Source organism: Pseudomonas sp. PICF6, assembly GCF_009831705.1.
GTDB lineage: Bacteria > Pseudomonadota > Gammaproteobacteria > Pseudomonadales > Pseudomonadaceae > Aquipseudomonas > Aquipseudomonas rhizophila.
In genome coordinates this window covers 339,733-358,964 of sequence record NZ_WUUD01000016.1, presented here as the reverse complement: position 1 = coordinate 358,964, position 19,232 = coordinate 339,733, and the positions used below count along the sequence as shown (strand labels likewise).

Genomic DNA, 19,232 nt, shown 5'->3' with positions numbered 1-19,232 from the left:
TGGGCAGCTCGGGCAACGACACTCTGGACGGAGACCTGGGCGCCGACAGCTTGACCGGCGGCGACGGCAACGACATCTATGTGGTCGACAACGCGTTCGACAGCGTGGTGGAAAGCAACACCTCGACCGCACAGATCGACACGGTGCAGGCCTCGGTCAGTTGGACGTTGGGCGATAACCTGGAGAATCTGGTGCTCACCGGCGTATCGGACATCAACGGCACCGGCAATGAGCGGCGCAATTTCATCACCGGTAACGCCGCCAACAACGTGCTTGATGGCGCCGCCGGGGCCGACAGCATGAGCGGGGGCGATGGCAACGACACTTACTATGTCGACAACACCGGCGATACCGTGATCGAGACCAACAGCAACCCGGTGTCTGGCGGGATCGACAGCGTGCACAGCAGCTTGACGGCCTATACCCTCAACAACAACGTCGAAAACCTGTACATCGATACCCCCGACGCCGCCAATGGCACCGGTAATGCGTTGGACAACATACTGTTTGCCGGGGCCGGCAACAACGTGCTGGACGGCCGTGATGGCAATGACACGGTCTCGTTCGAACGGGCCATGGCCGGTGTCACGGCCACCCTGTCCACCTCCGCGCAACAGAACACCGTGGGTTCGGGCCTTGACACCTTCAAGTATGTCGAGAACCTGACCGGCAGTGCCTACGCCGACAACCTGACGGGTAACAGCGGCGCCAACGTGCTCAACGGTGGGGCGGGCAACGATACGCTGGTGGGTGGCTCGGGCGATGACCGGTTGATCGGCGGCGCAGGCACTGACAGCCTGAGCGGCGGTACGGGTGCAGACACATATGCATTCGAAGCACTGTCGGACATGGGCATCGGGGCGCTACGCGATGTCATCAGCGGCTTCAAGAGCACCGAGTTCGACCAACTGGACTTCACCGGGTTGGACGCCAATCCGCTGACCGCCGAGATCGACACCTTCACGTTCATTGGCAGCAATGCCTTTAGCGCCGATGCCACCGGTCAACTGCGCTTTGCCGATGGCATCCTCTACGGCAGTGTAAATGCCGACGCCAGCGCCGAGTTCGAATTCGAACTGGTGGGGGTCAAGGAGCTGCATGCCAGCGACTTCACGGCCTGACGGGAGCAGGCAGATCGATCAACCATCAGGAACCGGGACTCTGGCGGAAACTCACCGCCAGCCGGTTCCAGCTGTTGATGGTGCTGATCGCCAGCGTGAGGTCGACCAGTTCCTCCTCGCTGAACACGGCGCGGGCCTGGGCAAAGACCTCATCCGGCACCTGGCTTTCGGCCAACAGCGTTACCGCCTCGGTCCAGGCCAGGGCGGCGCGTTCGCGGGGGGTGAAAAAGCCACTGTCGCGCCACACCGCCACGGCGAACAGGCGCCGCTCGCTCTCACCCAGGCGACGCGCATCCACCGAATGCATGTCGGTGCAAAACGCACAGCCGTTAAGCTGCGAGGCACGGATCTTGATCAGATGCAGCAATCCCGGCTCTATACTCAGGCGACTGCTTAGCGCCTCAAGGCCAATCATGGCTTTCATCGCCCCTGGGGACGCACTGTAGTAATCCAGACGCTGGCTCATGGCGCAATTCCGTGCTGATCGGTATCTCCACGGTAGGCCGTGAGCACGCTGCGCGACAGATCCAATGTGTCGAAAAAAACCGGACCAGTTCATAGCAGACCAATCAGCGCGATTTTCTCCACGCAACTTCTATGCATACGCACAATGCGGTTAATCTTGCGCCTTTGCGGGCTAGCGCCACACAATCGCCCAGGAGCGCGCGGGTATGGAACTTCATGTTGTCATCAACGGCCGCAAAGACCTGGCGGGCCAGTTGTATCAACAACTGCGCAGTGCCATCGAAAGTGGTCGCCTGGCCGCCGGCACGCAACTGCCGCCCAGCCGCTTGCTCGCTGAACAACTGGGCGTCTCGCGCAAGACCGTGTCCGACACCTACGCCCAACTGACCTACGAAAACTTTCTCACCGGCATCATTGGCAAGGGCACCTATGTCAATGCGCGCCCGGCCCCAATCGTGCGCAAACAAAGCCACCGCGAGCTGGCCGGCGCCGATGTCGTCGAGACCTGGCGCAACATGCCGGACCTGATGCGCCATCCCACCCTTGAAGGTGCGCTGCGTTATGACTTCATCGGCGGCGCCACCGGCAAAGGCCAGTTTCCCCTGGACGACTGGCGACGTTGTACCGCCCACGCCTTGCGCCAGATCGCCAGCGCCAAGGGCTTCTACAGCCAGCCCGAGGGTTTGCCGGCGCTGCGCAATGCCATTGCCCGGCATATTGCTTTTTCCCGCGGGGTCAATTGTCAGGACGATGACGTGGTGGTGTGCAACGGTGCACAACAGGCACTGGATCTCATCTCGCGGGTCTTGACCCGGTCGGGCAGCCTGGTGGCCATGGAGGATCCGGGCTATCCACCAGCACGCCTGCTGTTTGGCTCCCACGGCGCCACGGTGGTCGGTATACCGGTGGATGACCAGGGCATGCGGGTGGACCTCATTCCCGACGGCACGAGCCTGATTTATGTGACGCCGTCCCACCAGTTTCCCTTGGGCATGCCCATGAGCCAGGCCCGCCGCGAGGCCTTGCTGGCGCGGGCCTACGAGTTGGGGGCAATCATCATCGAGGATGATTACGACAGCGAATTTCGTTACGAAGGCCGGCCGGCCGACTCACTGCAAAGCATGGACGACCGCGGGATCGTGGCCTACGTCGGCACCTTCTCGAAAACGCTGTTGCCGGAGCTGCGCCTCGGTTACGCGATCCTGCCACCGGCGATCCTCGAAGCGGTGATCCTGGCCAAGCGCCTCACCGATCAACACACCTCCACCCTGCCCCAGTGGGCACTGGCCAAGTTCATCGCCGAGGGCTGCCTGCTCAAGCACATCCGCCGCTGCCACACGCTGTATGCCGGCCGCCGCGAGCGAATTCTGGCGCGCATGGCTGGGGACCTGTCGCCCTGGTTCGAGGCGGTTCCCACCACCGCAGGCTTCCACCTGGCCGTGCTGTGCAAGGTGCCCATCGATCTGGCACTGGTGATCGAACTGGCGAAAAAAGCCGAAGTCGGGCTGTACCGCCTCGATGGCTTTTTCAACGACGCCCCGGTGCGGCCGGGTCTGTTCTTCGGTTTTGGCGCCATCGAAATCCTCGACATCGACACCGCCCTGGACCGTTTGCGGGACATTTTGCAGCAGGTCGCCTGAGCCATTGGACTGGACATTTATCCGCCCATTGGCTGTTTTAGCCTCGTAAATACAGGCCTATCCTGCAGGGGTCTCGTTGATTGTCGAGCCAATCCCGTCCGACTTGATTCAGGAGCCAGAACCATGACTCGCCAGGTGATCAATACCGTACAGGTCCAAGCCGCCGCCGGGCGCTCGGAAGAACTGGGCCGCCAGTTGCAGCAAATCGTCGAAACCCTGCGTGCACAACCGGGGTGCGATGCCTACATGGTCGACCGTTGCCCGGACGACGGTGACCGCTGGACCGTCAGCGCCCGCTGGCAATCGGAAGCGGCGATGCAAGCCCATTTCAACTGCCCTGAAGTGCAAGGGTTCATCGGCCTGATCGACAACCGTCTGGCTCGAAGCGTGGACTTCAACCGCTGACCTTTGTCTTGGGGTGGATCGCGGCATTGGTCTACCCGCCTTCCGAAAGATTGGACGTTTGTTTGCCCCTCCGTGGGGCTTAGGGTGAATCCATCGCTGCCACAGCGCGAACTCACTCAAACCCACGAAGGTCATTGCCATGAAAACCCTCTGCCTGATCGCCACCCTCAGCCTGCTGCCTCTGGCCCCGGTCTATGCCCACGAAACCGCACCCTCGGAAAAGGTCAACGTGCTGCAGGAGAAGATGCTGAAGAACCTGCCTGGTAAAAAAGCCATGATGCTGACCGTCGACTACGCCCCCGGCCAGTCGTCCGTCGCCCACAAACATGAAGGAACGGCCATGGCCTATGTGCTGGAAGGCGCCATCACCTCCCAGGTCAAAGGCGAGCCGGCGACCACCTACAAGGCCGGGGAGTTCTGGTACGAAGCCGCGGGTTCCGAGCATCTGGTTTCGAAAAACGCCAGCTCGACCGAGCCGGCGAAACTGTTGGTGTTCATGGTGATGGGCAAGGATGAGGCGGTGTTGATTCCGCTGAAGAACTAACACCTTTGAGCCCCCTGTGGGAGCGAGCCTGCTCGCGATAGCTGGGTGTCAGTCAACATCAATGTCGCGGGTCAAACGCCATCGCGAGCAGGCTCGCTCCCACAGGGGCTCTGCGCTCCAACCAATCGCGTATTACAAACGCAAAAAAGCCCCGCATCTCTCAATGCGGGGCTTTTTCATTCAACGCCGGATCAGTTGGCCGGCAGGACCGGTTGACCACTCAACGCCAGGTCCAGCAGTTCGCGGTTGGCGACCGCGTACATGGCGTAGTCCGTGCCACTGGCGGCACGGATGTCCACCAGCATGGCGCGCCAGCGCTCGACCATGTCGTGATGCTGCTCCAGCCACAGCGCCAGGCGTGTTTCCACCTCCTGGGTGCCGTCGCCCTGCTGCAGGACCGAAATGGTGATCGCCCGTTGCTGCCAGTCGACGTCATCGCGGAACGCTTCACGGGCCAGGGCCTGCCAGTTGTTTTCCACCGGCAGCGCGCTGATCTGTTGCAAGTACCAGGTGATGTCCAGGGCACTGCCCACGGCGAAGTAGGCCTTGGCCACATCGGCGGCGTTCTGGCCAGTGACATCGGACGCTTCGATGATCGGCAGCAAGGTGTACAGGTGCGTAGTGCCTGCAACCATGCGCGCCAGCAGTTCCGGCACGCCGGCTGCTACGTAGGCCTGGTAGCGGGTCTGCCAGCCTTCGCGGGTCGGGCCTTCCAGCAGTTCGTCGAGCTTGAGGCCCAGCGCCGCCAGGTGCGGACCGAAGTGAGCAACATCACGGGCAGCGTTCTGCTCGTTGCGGCGGCTGCGCAGGAACCAGCGCGTCGCACGACGACCCAGGCGCATCAGCTCGTCCATCAGCTCCAGTTGCACGTCAGCCGACACCTGGTGATCCAGGGCTTCAATCTGACGGAACCAGTGCGGGAGATGGAAGATGTCCCGCACGATCACGTAAGCGCCAGCCACGTTCGCCGGGCTCATGCCGGTGGACTCTTTGAGCCGTTGAACGAAGGTGATGCCCATGTGGTTGACCAGGTCGTTGGCGATCTGGGTGCTGACGATCTCACGCTTGAGGCGATGGCGACGCATGGCTTCGGAGAACTTGCTCACCAGTGTCGGCGGGAACGCGGTCTCCATGTCACGGGTCAGGTAGTCGTCATCCGGCACCTGGGAGTTGAGCAGCGCTTCCTTGAGGTCGATCTTGCTGTAGGAGATCAGTACCGACAGTTCGGCACGGGTCAGGCCTTGGCCCGCCGCGACGCGTTCCGCCAGTTGCTCTTCGGCCGGCAGGAACTCGATGGCGCGATCCAGCTTGCCTCGTGCCTCCAGATCGTTCATCAGGCGCTTGTATTCGGCAATGCGCACGAATGCGCGGCGTGCCGCCAGGGACAGGGCCTGGGTCTGCTTGTAGTTGTTGCCCAACACCAGGCCACCGACTTCGTCGGTCATGCTGCCAAGCAACTGGTTACGTTGCTTCTCGGTCATGTCGCCGGCCTGCACCACTTCGTTGAGCAGGATCTTGATGTTCACTTCGTGGTCGGAGCAGTCCACACCACCGGCGTTGTCGATGAAGTCGGTGTTGGTGGCGCCGCCATGCAGGCCGAACTCGACACGACCCAACTGAGTCATGCCCAGGTTGCCACCCTCGCCCACCACTTTGCAGCGCAGTTCGTTGCCGTTCACGCGCAGCGCATCGTTGGCCTTGTCGCCCACATCGGCGTGGCTTTCGCTGCTGGCCTTGACGTAAGTGCCGATACCACCGTTCCACAACAGATCCACCGGCGCCTTGAGCAAGGCGTTGAGCAGCTCGGTCGGGGTCAGTTTGTCGGCCTTGATGTCGAAGCGTTCTTTCATCTGTGGCGAGATGGCGATGCTCTTGGCGCTACGCGAGAAGATACCGCCGCCTTCGGACATGATGCTGGTGTCGTAGTCGGTCCAGGCCGAACGCGGCAGGTCGAACAGACGCTGGCGCTCGGCGAAGCTGCTGGCAGGCTCCGGGTTCGGGTCGATGAAGATGTGCAGGTGGTTGAAGGCTGCCACCAGTTGCAACTTGTCAGACATCAACAGGCCGTTACCGAACACGTCGCCGGCCATGTCGCCGACGCCCACCACGGTGATGCTGTCTTCCTGGACATTGATACCGCGTTCACGGAAGTGACGCTGTACGCCGACCCACGCGCCTTTGGCGGTGATGCCCATTTTCTTGTGGTCGTAGCCGGCAGAACCGCCAGAAGCGAACGCATCGCCGAGCCAGAAGCCGTAGTCGATGGCGATGCCGTTGGCGATGTCGGAGAAGGTTGCAGTGCCTTTGTCCGCAGCCACTACCAGGTACGGGTCATCGTCGTCATGACGCACGACATTGGTCGGCGGAACCAGTGCGCCTTCCTTGAGGTTGTCGGTGATGTCCAACAGACCGGAGATGAAGATGCGGTAGCACGCTACGCCTTCGGCGGCGATCTCATCCCGGCCACCGCCCAGCGGCAGACGTCGCGGCAGGAAACCACCTTTGGCGCCGACTGGCACGATCACCGAGTTCTTCACTTGCTGGGCCTTGACCAGACCCAGCACTTCGGTGCGGTAGTCTTCTTCACGGTCGGACCAGCGCAGGCCACCGCGAGCAACGTTACCGAAGCGCAGGTGCACGCCTTCGACCCGAGGCGAATACACGAAGATCTCGAACTTGGGCACCGGTTTCGGCAGTTCCGGGATCAGGTGCGGGTTGAACTTGAAGCTGAAGTAGGACTTGTTCTGGCCGTTGGCGTCGGTCTGGTAGAAGTTGGTCCGCAGGGTGGCCTTGATCAGGTCCAGGTAGCGACGCAGGATGCGGTCTTCGTTGAGCACCTGAACGTCGTCCAGTGCCGTGAGGATCGCCTGTTCAAGACGCAACTGCTTGTCTTCCAGGTCGTCGCCGCTGAGTTTGCGCGCCAGGTAGAAGCGGGTCTTGAACAACCGGGTCAGTTCACGAGCGATGTCGGTGTGGTTGTTCAGGGTACTGGCGATGTAACCCAGGTCGAAGCCCAGGCGGATCTGCTTCAGGTAACGGGCGTAGGCACGCAGCAGCGCCACGTCGCGCCATGGCAGGCCGGCGGTCAGCACCAGGCGGTTGAATGCATCGTTCTCGGCATCGCCACGCACGATGTGGACGAAGGCGTCCTGCAAGGTGTCGTTGAGCTGTTGGATGTCCAGGTCCAGGCCTTCGGCGGCGGTGAACGCGAAATCATGAATCCAGAACTCGCGGCCATTGGTGTGGCGCAGGCGGTACGGGAACTCGCCCAGCACGCGCAGGCCGAGGTTTTCCAGGATCGGCAGGACGTCGGACAGCGCCAGCGGCGTGTCGGCGTGATACAGCTTGCAGTGCAGCTCGCGCTGGCCGGACACCTGGCCCAGCGGCTGGTAGAAGCTCATGACCAGCGGATTTTTTTCGTTCAGGCTCAGCAGGTGCTGCATGTCGACCACGGCCGAGTGCGCGGCAAAACGCTCGCGGTAGCCGGCCGGGAAGCCTTTCGGGAAATCGGACAGCACGTTGGTGCCATGGGCTTCGCCGAAGCTTTCGATCACCAGACTGGCGTAGTCGTCCTTCCAGCTGCGGCAGGCCTGCACCACTTCTTTTTCCAGCAAGACCGGGTCGATGTCGAGACGGTTCTTCGGGTCTACCCGCAAGATCAGCTGTACACGGGCCAGCACGGATTCGGAGAAGAAGGTCCAGAACTCGCAGTCCGAGGCTTTCAGACGCTCCATCAGCACTTGCTGGATCTTCTGGCGCACTTCGGTGGAATAGATGTCGCGCGGCACGTAGGCCAGGCAGTAGCAGAAACGGCCATACGGGTCTTTGCGCAGGAATACGCGGATCTTGTTGCGTTCCTGGATCTGCACGATGGACATCACGGTGCTGAACAGCTCGTCCACCGGGGTCTGGAACAGATCGTCGCGAGGCAGCACTTCGACCACCTGAGCCAGTTCCTTGCCCAGGTGCGCCTTGGCCTGGAAGCCCGAGCGACGTTCGATTTCCTCGACCTTGCGACGGATATACGGGATGACGCGCACGCTTTCGCCATACACCGACGAGGTGTACAGGCCCATGAAGCGGCATTCCTTGATGACCTTGCCATCGGCGTCGATCTCACGGATCGATACGTAGTCCGGGTAAGCCGGACGGTGTACACGGCTCGGGTGTGCGGCCTTGGCGAACGACAGCGGGGTCGGTTCACGCAGGTAATTGACGGCGTAGTCTTCAATGCGCAGGTCATCGACCGTGAGGCCGGCACGCAACAGTTTGGTCAGGCCGAGGAACGAATCGGCGTCGTATTCGATATGGCCGCCATCAGGGTCATCACGAACCACGAACTCTTCATAGCCAAGGAAGGTGAAGTGGTTACCCACCAGCCATTCCAGGAAACTCTTGATTTCACCTTTTTCGTCGGCATCGATGGCATAGGCGCTGTTGTCCAGGCTGGACAGAATATCCTGGACCTTGGCTTTCATCGGCTCGAAATCAGCCACCGCCACGCGCACTTCGCCCAGCACCTGCTCAAGTTCCTTGCTCAGGACGTTGAGTTCGGCGGCGTTGGCGCAGCGGTCGATTTCAAGATACATCAGGGATTCTTGGAGAATGCCATCGCCCTGGGTGCCTTTGGGCAGGATCTCCAGCAACTCGCCCTTGTTGCCGCGACGCACGCTCAACACGGTGGTTTGCAGGGTATGGATGCTGTAACCGCGACGGTTCAGTTCGGTGCGGACCGAATCCACCAGAAATGGCAGGTCGTGGTGCAACACTTCCACTGCCGTATGGGTCGACTGCCAACCGTGGCGTTCGTAATCCGGGTTGTAGACGCGGACCTGTGGCTGCGCATGATCGAAGCGCTCAAGCAGGCGCCAGGCAGACAGGGTGCAGCCGGCGAGGTCGGACAACCGGCGCTGGGTAAGTTCATCGAGGGAAATGATGCCGAAGAATTGTTCAGCGAACAGCGCCACTTGTGGCAGTGCCTGTTCACTGATGTGCTGCGCCAGTGCCGCTTGCAGTTGGTGCTGGAAGTCGGCTTTGCTGGCTGCGGTGAAGAACGCCATCTGTGGTACTCCGCTTGGGCTTGTTATTGATGGAAGCGTCGCGTGCAGCCCCTTTCAGGGCTGTCGGCCATCCTGCTCCTGATTCTCGGGCAGAGGAAACAGGACGACAGGTGGGTGAAGCTGGACAAGACCGGCAGGTCACATCCTTTTCCATGTAATTTCCATGTAATGGACACCTGCAAAAAGCCCTCGTGGTGCCCTTTGCAGGTGTACATCCGCCGTGCAGCTTAACGAGTGCGACAATGTGCCTGCTTGCAGCGCTGCGACATATTCGGTCAACGGCAAGCTAAACAGCCGGTTTGCATCGAACAACCGTAGCAGCCCGGCGAGCAAAACGGCACCTTGCGGTGGGAAATTGCGCGCATATTCTGCGTGTGACTGCAGTAATCCAGCAGAAAGTTGTTCGGGCTGGCAAAATCCACTCTATTTGCGCCCAGCAAGGCTCATCGAGCCAGGAGCCATCACCATGCAAATGACCACCGCCCTTCTGATCGCCAACCCGTGCGACGAGGAAGAAGACAACATGGCCATGCTGTGCTGCCACAGCACCCAGGGCGAAATGTTCCTGATGACCCGTTACCCCGACGAAGACGAACTGGAAATCGCCCTGGAGGGTGAGCCTTCGACACTGGAAGGCGTCAAGGTGACCCTCAGCCCGACCCTGCTGAAAATCGAAATTGCCGCGTCGGACGCCGATGTGCTGAACGGGGATGATGTGCTGGAGATCACCCACAACACCGATGCGGCGGATTTGGCGGAGGTGGAATTGACGTTGCAGAACATCCTCAAGGGGACGGGCACCTATATCAGCCAGCTCTGAACCTGAAGCGCGACTGACTCCCTGCGACGAGCATGCTTGCTCGCCACACGGAACTTGGAGGCACCCCGCCTAACTTATTCCTGCGCCGGCACAAGATTGCCGTCCGAGTCATGGACCAGATACTCGTCAGGACACGATACCTGCGCTTTCCTGGGCTGAGGTAAACCACCGTCGGTCGTTCTTATGTCGCGTCGCTCTTGACGACCCCCTGGGTTCTGAGGTCTTCTGAAACCGGTTTCAAAGCCACTAACAAAAATAAGCAGGTTTCAATTGATGAACCCTTTCTCCGCCGCCCAGCGCAGCCGCGTGACCATGCTTGATGTCGCCGAACGCGCCGGGGTCTCCAAGGCCAGCGTCTCGCGCTTCATTGGCGAGGATCGCGCCCTGCTTTCCGAGGCCATCGCTCAACGCATCGAGCAAGCGATCAGCGAACTGGGCTACCGTCCAAATCAGATGGCCCGCGGCCTCAAGCGCGGACGCACACGCCTGATCGGCATGCTGGTGGCCGATATCCGCAACCCTTATTCAATTGCCGTGATGCACGGCGTGGAAACAGCCTGCCGTCGCCACGGCTACAGCCTGGTGGTGTGTAACACCGACCGCGACGATGAGCAGGAACGCCAGCATCTGGCCTTGTTGCGCGCCTATAACATCGAAGGGCTGATTGTTAACACCCTCGGCCACCACCGTGATGAATTGTTGGAACTGCGCAGTGAAATGCCCCTGGTGCTGGTCGATCGCAAGGTCGATCGACTGGAAAGCGACCTGGTGGGCCTGGACAATCCGGCGGCCGTCGAGATGGCGCTCGATCATCTCGAACAGCGGGGCTACCGCGATCTGTTGCTGGTGACCGAACCATTCGACGGCACCAGCTCGCGGATCGAACGGGTCGAGAGTTTCAAGGCCGGCATTCAACGACGGCCTGCCCTGGCCGGCACCGTTGTGGAAACCTGTGATCAGTTGACCACGCGCATCAAGAACTTTCTTGCCCCGCCGGGACATAGCCCCAAAGCATTGTTCTGCGCCAATGGCATTGCCGCCCTGGCCGCCACGACGGTGCTGCGCGAACTGGGTTGCCACTTGTTCGACGATGTAGGCCTGATCGCCCTCGATGATCTGGATTGGTACCCGCTGGTGGGCAGCGGCATCACCGCCCTGGCCCAACCGACGGCCGAGATCGGCGCCAGCGCGTTCGAATGTTTGCTCAAGCGCTTGCGTGGCGATAACGGGCCGGTGCGAACCCTGGATTTTGCGGCGCGGTTGATCGAGCGTGGGTCCACGCGGGGAAATGGTCGGTGATAAAGCCCTACCGCGAGCAGGCTCGCTCCCACACTGGATCTGCATCGCACTGGAGTCCCCTGTGGGAGCGAGCCTGCTCGCGATAGGGCCCTCTCAAGCACAACTTTTTTTTGCACAAAACTGAAACCGGTTTCAGAGGTATAAAAACAATGCACAACCCACCCGTCTCCATCAGCCTTTCCAGCTACGGTGCCGATCTGGTACGGCAACAGGGCCAAGGCAGTTTTATCGATCTGCTGGCTGCCGCTGGCGCTTCACGGATCGAATGGCGCGAAGAACTGCTCACCACTGAACAGCCCGCTAAACTGGCCGCCGGTGCCTTGGCCAAAGGACTGCAAAGTATTTTTTCCTCTCCACTTGAACTGTGGCTCGCCGGCCAGCCCAAGCCCAATCCCGCCCTGTCACTTGCCTTGCGACGTGCCGAGGCGTTTGGCTCGGCATGGCTGAAAGTCTCTCTCGGCTATTTCACCGACTCCCATGATCTGCCAGCCCTGGCGGATGCGCTGGCCGCCAGCCCGGTGCGATTGCTGGTGGAAAACGACCAGACCCTGCAAGGCGGGCGGATCGAACCATTACAGCGTTTTTTTGCTGCGACAGAGGAGCAAGCGCTGCCCATCGGTATGACCTTCGACATTGGCAACTGGCAATGGCAGGACCAATCGGCCGCTGTGGCCGCCCGACAGCTTGGGCGGTATGTGGCTTATGTGCATTGCAAGGCCGTGGCCCGGCGCGCCGACGGCAAACTGGTCGCGGTGCCTCCGGCGATGACAGACCTGCATCTGTGGGAACAACTGTTCAAACACATGCCCGCTGGTGTAATGCGCGCAGCCGAATATCCGCTGCAAGACGATGATTTGCTGCAGTTGACTGCGGGACATGTCGCCACCCTCGCCCGCCTAGGCCAATCATGCCGGGAGCCAGCCCATGCCTGAGTTCGATGTGTTGTCTTTCGGCGAAACCATGGCGATGCTGGTGGCCGACCAGCGCGGTGACCTGGCCAATGTCGAGCAGTTCCACAAGCGCGTCGCCGGGGCCGACAGTAACGTGGCCATCGGTCTGTCGCGACTGGGCTTCAAAGTGGCGTGGCTGAGCCGGGTGGGTGCTGACTCCCTAGGACGCTTCGTGGTGCAGACGCTGGAAAACGAAGGCCTGGATTGTCGCCACGTGACGGTCGATCCAGCCCACCCCACCGGGTTCCAGTTCAAATCCCGTAGCGACGATGGCAGCGACCCACAAGTCGAATATTTCCGTCGCGGCTCGGCGGCCAGTCATCTGTCGATCGACACCATCGCCCCCTCGCAGCTCGAAGCCCGCCACTTGCACGCCACCGGCATCGTCCCGGCCTTGTCGGTCACGGCCCGTGAGATGTCCTCTGAATTAATGATGCGGATGCGCGAGGCCGGCCGCAGCCTGTCCTTCGATCCCAACCTGCGGCCGAGCCTGTGGGCTAGCGAGTCGATGATGATTCACGAAATCAATCGCCTCGCCGCCCTCGCCCACTGGGTCATGCCGGGGCTCGGCGAAGGTCGCTTGCTGACTGGTTTCGACGACCCGGCCGACATCGCCGCGTTCTATCTGGACCTGGGTGCCGAAATCGTCGCGATCAAGCTCGGCGCGGATGGCGCCTATTTCCGCACTCAGCTAGGCCAGGGCGTAGTTGCCGGCGTGCCGGTGGCCCAGGTGGTGGACACCGTGGGCGCCGGCGATGGCTTCGCGGTCGGCCTGATCAGTGCGTTACTCGAAGGCCGCGCCATCACCGAAGCCGTACAGCGCGCCAACTGGATTGGTAGCCGCGCAGTGCAGAGCCGTGGAGACATGGAGGGATTGCCGACGCGCATTGAGTTACTGGCTGAATTTAATGATGCCAATCGCCAGCAGGCTCGCTCCCACAGGGTCGACGCATCCTCATGCGGGAGCGAGCCTGCTCGCGATTAGAACCACCACAAAACACACCTGCTGCAACAAAAACAACAAGCTCAGGAGTCAACGACATGCAAACGCTCAACCTCGCCACCCGCCGCTGGTGGTACATCATGCCCATCGTCTTCATCACCTACAGCCTGGCTTACCTGGACCGGGCCAACTACGGCTTCGCCGCCGCCTCGGGCATGGCCGAGGATCTGATGATCACCCCGGGGCTGTCCTCATTGCTGGGCGCACTGTTTTTCCTTGGTTACTTTTTCTTCCAGGTACCGGGGGCGATCTACGCGCAGAGACACAGTGTGAAGAAGCTGATTTTTGTCAGCCTGATCCTCTGGGGCTCGCTGGCGACCCTGACGGGCGTGGTCTCCAATGCTTACTGGCTAATCGTGATCCGCTTCATGCTCGGCGTGGTCGAAGCTGCGGTCATGCCGGCCATGCTGGTGTATCTCTGCCACTGGTTCACCCGGGCCGAACGCTCACGTGCCAACACCTTCCTGATCCTTGGTAACCCGGTCACCATGCTGTGGATGTCCGTGGTGTCCGGCTATCTGGTGCAACAATTCGACTGGCGCTGGATGTTCATCATCGAAGGTCTGCCGGCGGTGCTCTGGGCCTTTATCTGGTGGCGCCTGGCTGATGATCGTCCGTCCCAGGCCAAGTGGCTCAGCAACCAGGAAAAACAAGACCTGGAAAGCGCACTGGCGGCTGAACAGGTCGGTATCAAGGCCGTGAAAAACTATGCCGAAGCCTTCCGCTCACCCAAAGTCATCATCCTGGCACTGCAATTTTTCTGCTGGAGCATTGGGGTCTACGGGTTCGTGCTGTGGCTGCCGTCAATCCTCAAGGCTGGCCTGCAAATGAGCATTGTCGAGGCCGGTTGGCTGTCGTCGTTGCCATACCTGGCGGCAGTAGTCGCCATGCTGGTCGTGTCCTGGGCGTCGGACAAGGCGCAGAAGCGCAAACGTTTCGTCTGGCCGCCGCTGCTGATCGCGTCCGTCGCGTTTTACGCCTCCTATTTGCTGGGGCCTGAGCATTTCTGGTGGTCCTACAGTTTGTTGGTGGTTGCCGGGGCTTGCATGTACGCGCCGTACGGGCCGTTTTTTGCCATCGTTCCAGAGATCCTGCCGGCCAACGTCGCCGGCGGTGCCATGGCACTGATCAACAGCATGGGCGCGTTGGGTTCGTTCGGCGGCTCGTACCTGGTGGGCTATCTCAACGGCACCACCGGCTCTCCCGGCATGTCCTTTCTACTAATGAGTGGCGCCTTGCTGTTGTCGGTGGTACTGACCCTGGCCCTCAAGCCCGGCGCCAGCGACCGCGCCGTGTCTCAAACCGCGACGCCACACCCGGCGTCCGCACAGTCCTGAATCGAGCCCTCCATGAAAAAGCACGTAGTGTTGTACAAAGCGCTCTCGGCGCAACTGATGGACCGTCTGCAAGCTCAGGCCCAGGTCACCCTCATCGAGCACCTCGATGCGCCAGGCCTGGCCCAATTGCGCGACGCCTTGCCTAGCGCCCATGGCCTGTTGGGGGCCAGCCTGAAACTGGATGCGCCACTACTGGACTCAGCGCCGAACCTGCAAGCCATCGCCAGCGTCTCGGTGGGGGTCGACAACTACGACATCGACTATCTGACCGAACGCCGCATCCTGCTCACCAATACCCCGGACGTGCTGACCGAAACCACCGCGGACACCGGTTTTGCACTGATCCTGGCAACGGCTCGGCGCGTGGTGGAGTTGGCCAACCTGATCCGCTCAGGCCAGTGGCAACAGAGCATCGGCTCCAAACATTTCGGCACCGATGTCCATGGCAAGACCCTCGGCATCATAGGCATGGGCCGCATCGGCGAAGCCTTGGCCCAGCGCGGGCATTTCGGTTTCGGCATGCCGGTGCTCTACCACAGCCATTCGCCCAAGCCCGCGGTCGAGCAACGTTTCGGGGCCCGTTATTGCAACCTCGAGACGCTGTTGCGACAGGCGGATTTCATTTGTCTGACTTTGCCTCTGACGGCAGAAACCCAAGGGCTGATCGGCGCACAAGCGTTCGCGCAGATGCGTCCCGAAAGCATCTTCATCAATATCTCCCGAGGCAAGGTGGTGGACGAAGCCGCTCTGATCGACGCCCTGCGCAACGGACAGATCCGTGGCGCGGGGCTGGATGTGTTCGAGCGCGAACCCCTGAGTGCGGACTCACCGTTATTACAAATGGATAACGTAGTGGCAACGCCGCACATGGGTTCGGCCACCCACGAGACACGGGAGGCAATGGCGCGCTGTGCGGTGGATAATCTCCTGATGGCGTTGGCGGGAGAGCGACCGGTGAATCTGGTGAATCCGGAGGCGTGGGAGGGTTGATTCGTTCGTCCACGAGAATGAAGCCAAGCGCAGCTTTTTGGCGAGGGAATCTCTCCCCTCGCCACCGGCTCTGCCAGTACTGGATAGCCGACTGGCAACACCCCTCCTTTGAATCTTGCTCAATGACTCTAGCGGCATTTCATCCCGGGATGAATAAACCACTCTACCCATTGAGTAGATAGCCCAGAAAAGCAAACTTCAACAAAAAACCACCTTCCCTCAGGCACGTCCTACCGATCGCCAAGAACAGGCCTACACCAGCATCGGAAGTTGCATCCTAGCCCATCCAAAAGCCCAGTGTTATTAATTATGCACTTGCACAAAAACGCGCAAGTTAGGTGATCGCTAAGCGACACTGAATAATCAATAAAGGAGTATATGATATGGGTAGGAAGCGTTCTGAAATCAACACCTTTGATGTTCTGCCGCAGGCAATGGGCTTTTCCAAAGGGCTTCTGACAACCGAAGCCAACTTTTTTGCATCTCTGATCAACTGAAATCATTGATCGATTAAGTGCCTGTGAACAGGCGCCGAAAGGTTTCCACCTTTCGGCGCCTAAACCTAGAGGTTTCTATGCCAGAACGCGAACTAACATCTACCGAAGCTCTATTCAATATCATGTCCACCCTGCACACGCTCGGTTTTAGAGCCGAGGCCCGCTATACGACACCCTCCAGGCTAGTGGCAACCGCGGAGCTTTTTGATAGTGACAATCATTTTATTGAGTCAGGTGCGGGTAAAGGGCCGGACGCACTTATAGGTGCGCTGGCAGAAACCATCGAGCATGCCAGCTCTTTTCTAGCCCCTAATCATGAGTCGACATGGCACAGCACCGACAGTATTGCCAGTCAGAAAGCAGCTAAATACGACGGTTTTTTCACCCGCCTGCCATACAGCGACGAACCAATAGACTGCTTCACTCTCACATCGCTGGATAAAAAAGAACACCTGATTGCTCCAAGCGCTCTACTCTGCCCTGCTGCTGCCCGAAGCAACTCCAACGACACGCGTTCTACCATGCAATTCTTGGCACGTTACTCATCCAACTCAGGCATTGCTTTTGGCTGCACTGAAAATGAAGCTTTATTGCATGGCATTCAGGAAATAATCGAACGACATGTCTTATCTCTTTTTTTCATGGCGATATGCGGAATCGGCCCCAAGATGGACCTATACCAACCGTCGACGAGCTTGCTTAACAAGGCGCTCCTCAACGACCCTTCCGCCTTAGAACCCGCCAATAAACTGCAGATCATCATTATCAAAGATGTCTTATCTGTTTACTTTGCCGTCGCCTTTCCCAAAGCCGGCCCTGGAGACCAGCCTCTCTCACCTATTGGCTCAGGCTGTTCGATGGACATTTGCACCGCCATTCAGAGAGCGGTGACTGAACAATTCCAATCCGAGAGTCTATATGATGTCTTTGAAGACTCCATGGACAGAAAGACTGTCAAGCTATTATCGCACTCAAAAACCCTTAAAAATTTAATCGACTTGGCCCCTGTTAGAAGCCTGAACCTTCCTGAGCTTGAATGCCCACCACACGACAGCAACGAAACTGTCCCAGCGCAATTAGACACCTTGCACAAAGCCGTATCGGCGTCCGACAAAAAAATATTTCATAGAACTGTAGTGCGCTTCCCGAACAACAGCATCGTTACCCAGGCTTACATCCCTGGACTTGAACGTTTCAACATCATTAGAAATGGGCAACTCGTTGTACCTCAGCATGTATTACTCAGCAGTTGAAACCAACCACCCATAAAACAATAACGGACGGTCGTATGCATCCTATGCAAACGCTCATTAGAACTGCCTGCAAAGAACATACGACTCTTCTGGCATCCACCATTGCAACAATCCTGGTGCTCAAGCTCATCGCACTTGCCCCACCTTTGCTCCTGGGGGCCATCGTCGACACCCTGTACGGCGAGAAACATGCAACCGTCAACCTAATGCTCACTCTTACGGCAGGCCTTGTGCTCGCTGGGTGCGTGCAGGCAATTATCAGCCCGCTACAGATCCATTTCCTATCCAAGCTTGTCCAGCAAATTATCATGGCCGCATCTATTGAATGGCTGGCAAACCTTATGCGCAAGGAATTTGCCCGGTTCAATTCATGGCGAATCGGTCACTTCATAAAGTCGGTGGAGCGTGGAATTACCGCTCACGAACAACTATTGACGTTTTTTGTTACCGTCGGACTGCCGCTGTGCCTGGAGTTCTTGATCGTTGGCGGCGCTTTTTTTTACATGGGTGGCATTGAAGTTTTTGTGAGCATGACGGGTCTAGGATTTATCTACCTGATTGTCAGCCACAAAATTATCAGATGGCGCAGGAAGCACATTGACGCTGTCAACGAGCAGGAAGATGAATTGAGCGCCCACCTATACAACACGCTCAATGCAGGCAAAGCAATAAAGCTGGAAAACGCCGAGTCAACCGCCACACAGCCGTTGAATGAGGCCTTCAAATGCTATGCCAATACTGCGGTGACCGCGGCAACCTCGGGTGGTTTCTTGAGCGCTGCCAAGATTCTGTTCGTCAGCCTCTCCACGGGCGGATTACTGGGATGGGGGGTTGTTGATCAACTGTCGAACCAGCCCAGTATCAGTGTCGGACAACTGGTGGCCATTTTTTCCATCGCCGGCAGTTACTTACTCAATATCGCCGCGTTAACGGAGGGCTATCGTGTGCTGGATCAGTTTCTTGCCGATCAGCGTCGACTTCAAAGCCTGCTTTTGCTCCCAAATTTTGACCATGGCAATCGGCAATCGGAAGTCAATTTTCGAGGGGCATCGACACTGATTCTGGATCCGTGCGTACTGACCGAAAATGGCGACGTTCGCTTGTCGATCACGCAAAGCCTGAGATTTACTCAAGGTCAATCCGTGGCGATCATCGGCCAGAGCGGTGCGGGCAAATCCACCTTGTTGGAAGTTCTCGCTGGTCTTGATCAAGAAACGCGAAATCAGTTGAGCATCGACGCAACTCCCGTTTCGCAACTGAATCCTCGCGCCCACTTGAGTGCATTGAGGTACTGCCCTCAGCAGCCCTGTTTTCTCGAAGGTCTCTTTGAAAGGTCCGTTCTGTTTGGCGTTAAAGCGTCGCCTCACCTCGACCAGGCAATACGACGACTGCAGCTACAGGACATTGTCTGTGAACGGAACATCAGTGAACACGCATCGAATATTTCTGGCGGTGAAGCCAAGCGTCTGTCACTGCTGCGTCTGATCAACAGGCCTGGGCGATTCAATTTGTTCGATGAACCCAGTGCATCAATCGAGCCCGGGTTGACCGACTCCCTATGGGACTTGCTGTTCGATACCTTCGCAGAACGCGGGCTAATTTGTGTCACTCATGATTTCGAGCATCTACAGCGCTTTGATCGGGTCATCGTCCTGCGCGACGGCGCTATTGTTGACGACGGGTGTTGGCAGGAGCTGGCCGACAGACCGGCAATCAAATTGTTGCTCAATGACTTTCAGGACACGGCACTAGCAGGCATACAGGAATAGATCTAAACGCCAGTCCCTGCGGGAGCCGATCAGGGGTGTTCATAGAGTCGGTGTTCACCTCAGATCCCACAATGAATCC

The 19,232-nt window shown here is 59.1% G+C and carries 14 protein-coding genes; 12 read left to right on the top strand and 2 right to left on the bottom strand.

Going from position 1 to position 19,232, the window contains the following annotated elements:
• Positions 1–1,121 (top strand): calcium-binding protein (locus GSM73_RS27135; protein ID WP_256676796.1); only part of this gene is annotated, 1,121 nt, incomplete at its 5' end.
• A gap of 25 nt (positions 1,122–1,146) precedes the next feature.
• Here GSM73_RS27135 and GSM73_RS09360 read toward each other — a convergent pair.
• Positions 1,147–1,587, bottom strand: coding sequence for a carboxymuconolactone decarboxylase family protein (locus GSM73_RS09360; RefSeq protein ID WP_076384471.1), 441 nt, complete (start codon positions 1,585–1,587; stop codon positions 1,147–1,149).
• A 205-nt stretch (positions 1,588–1,792) separates the two neighbouring features.
• Here GSM73_RS09360 and GSM73_RS09355 point away from each other — a divergent pair, with 205 nt between their 5' ends.
• The 3 genes from GSM73_RS09355 (at position 1,793) to GSM73_RS09345 (ending at position 4,175) form a co-directional block, all read left to right on the top strand.
• The gene (locus GSM73_RS09355) at positions 1,793–3,226 is read left to right on the top strand and encodes a PLP-dependent aminotransferase family protein (RefSeq protein WP_076384469.1); all 1,434 of its coding nucleotides are present in this window, start codon (positions 1,793–1,795) and stop codon (positions 3,224–3,226) included.
• Positions 3,227–3,349: 123 nt separating this feature from the next.
• Positions 3,350–3,631 carry an antibiotic biosynthesis monooxygenase family protein gene (locus GSM73_RS09350; protein WP_047225809.1) on the top strand — a complete coding sequence of 94 codons (282 nt, stop codon included), beginning with the start codon at positions 3,350–3,352 and terminating at the stop codon, positions 3,629–3,631.
• Positions 3,632–3,770: 139 nt separating this feature from the next.
• A complete protein-coding gene (locus GSM73_RS09345; RefSeq protein WP_047225808.1) occupies positions 3,771–4,175 on the top strand; it encodes a cupin domain-containing protein in 405 nt (134 codons plus the stop codon).
• A gap of 191 nt (positions 4,176–4,366) precedes the next feature.
• Here GSM73_RS09345 and GSM73_RS09340 read toward each other — a convergent pair whose 3' ends face one another.
• A complete protein-coding gene (locus GSM73_RS09340) occupies positions 4,367–9,235 on the bottom strand; it encodes an NAD-glutamate dehydrogenase (RefSeq protein WP_139049981.1) in 4,869 nt (1,622 codons plus the stop codon).
• Between the two features lie 466 nt (positions 9,236–9,701).
• On the opposite strand from GSM73_RS09340, the gene GSM73_RS09335 reads away from it, so the two are divergent.
• The 8 genes from GSM73_RS09335 to GSM73_RS09300 all read left to right on the top strand — a co-directional run bounded on the left by GSM73_RS09335 (position 9,702) and on the right by GSM73_RS09300 (position 19,153).
• Positions 9,702–10,055 carry a hypothetical protein gene (locus GSM73_RS09335; protein WP_139049980.1) on the top strand — a complete coding sequence of 118 codons (354 nt, stop codon included), beginning with the start codon at positions 9,702–9,704 and terminating at the stop codon, positions 10,053–10,055.
• Between the two features lie 273 nt (positions 10,056–10,328).
• A complete protein-coding gene (locus GSM73_RS09330; protein WP_047225805.1) occupies positions 10,329–11,354 on the top strand; it encodes a LacI family DNA-binding transcriptional regulator in 1,026 nt (341 codons plus the stop codon).
• A 149-nt stretch (positions 11,355–11,503) separates the two neighbouring features.
• On the top strand, positions 11,504–12,286 hold the full coding sequence (locus GSM73_RS09325) for a TIM barrel protein (RefSeq protein ID WP_076384463.1): 783 nt from the start codon (positions 11,504–11,506) through the stop codon (positions 12,284–12,286).
• The gene (locus tag GSM73_RS09320; protein WP_160892271.1) at positions 12,279–13,289 is read left to right on the top strand and encodes a sugar kinase; all 1,011 of its coding nucleotides are present in this window, start codon (positions 12,279–12,281) and stop codon (positions 13,287–13,289) included. The genes GSM73_RS09325 and GSM73_RS09320 overlap by 8 nt, the downstream gene beginning before the upstream one ends.
• A gap of 56 nt (positions 13,290–13,345) precedes the next feature.
• A complete protein-coding gene (locus GSM73_RS09315) occupies positions 13,346–14,644 on the top strand; it encodes an MFS transporter (protein ID WP_047225802.1) in 1,299 nt (432 codons plus the stop codon).
• Positions 14,645–14,656: 12 nt separating this feature from the next.
• Complete coding sequence (locus GSM73_RS09310; protein WP_160892269.1) at positions 14,657–15,634, top strand: D-glycerate dehydrogenase; 978 nt, start codon at positions 14,657–14,659, stop codon at positions 15,632–15,634.
• 574 nt (positions 15,635–16,208) lie between these two features.
• Positions 16,209–17,384 (top strand): YcaO-like family protein, encoded by a 1,176-nt coding sequence (locus GSM73_RS09305; protein ID WP_256676795.1) that lies wholly within the window; start codon positions 16,209–16,211, stop codon positions 17,382–17,384.
• 35 nt (positions 17,385–17,419) lie between these two features.
• Entirely contained in the window at positions 17,420–19,153 is a 1,734-nt protein-coding gene (locus GSM73_RS09300; protein WP_178129669.1) for an ATP-binding cassette domain-containing protein, read from the top strand.
• Positions 19,154–19,232 lie beyond the last annotated feature (79 nt).

Coding starts and splice junctions, on each gene's coding strand:
- GSM73_RS09360 (WP_076384471.1), bottom strand. CDS start 1,587: ATGAGCCAGCGTCTGGATTACTACAGTGCGTCCCCAGGGGCGATGAAA.
- GSM73_RS09355 (WP_076384469.1), top strand. CDS start 1,793: ATGGAACTTCATGTTGTCATCAACGGCCGCAAAGACCTGGCGGGCCAG.
- GSM73_RS09350 (WP_047225809.1), top strand. CDS start 3,350: ATGACTCGCCAGGTGATCAATACCGTACAGGTCCAAGCCGCCGCCGGG.
- GSM73_RS09345 (WP_047225808.1), top strand. CDS start 3,771: ATGAAAACCCTCTGCCTGATCGCCACCCTCAGCCTGCTGCCTCTGGCC.
- GSM73_RS09340 (WP_139049981.1), bottom strand. CDS start 9,235: ATGGCGTTCTTCACCGCAGCCAGCAAAGCCGACTTCCAGCACCAACTG.
- GSM73_RS09335 (WP_139049980.1), top strand. CDS start 9,702: ATGCAAATGACCACCGCCCTTCTGATCGCCAACCCGTGCGACGAGGAA.
- GSM73_RS09330 (WP_047225805.1), top strand. CDS start 10,329: ATGAACCCTTTCTCCGCCGCCCAGCGCAGCCGCGTGACCATGCTTGAT.
- GSM73_RS09325 (WP_076384463.1), top strand. CDS start 11,504: ATGCACAACCCACCCGTCTCCATCAGCCTTTCCAGCTACGGTGCCGAT.
- GSM73_RS09320 (WP_160892271.1), top strand. CDS start 12,279: ATGCCTGAGTTCGATGTGTTGTCTTTCGGCGAAACCATGGCGATGCTG.
- GSM73_RS09315 (WP_047225802.1), top strand. CDS start 13,346: ATGCAAACGCTCAACCTCGCCACCCGCCGCTGGTGGTACATCATGCCC.
- GSM73_RS09310 (WP_160892269.1), top strand. CDS start 14,657: ATGAAAAAGCACGTAGTGTTGTACAAAGCGCTCTCGGCGCAACTGATG.
- GSM73_RS09305 (WP_256676795.1), top strand. CDS start 16,209: ATGCCAGAACGCGAACTAACATCTACCGAAGCTCTATTCAATATCATG.
- GSM73_RS09300 (WP_178129669.1), top strand. CDS start 17,420: ATGCATCCTATGCAAACGCTCATTAGAACTGCCTGCAAAGAACATACG.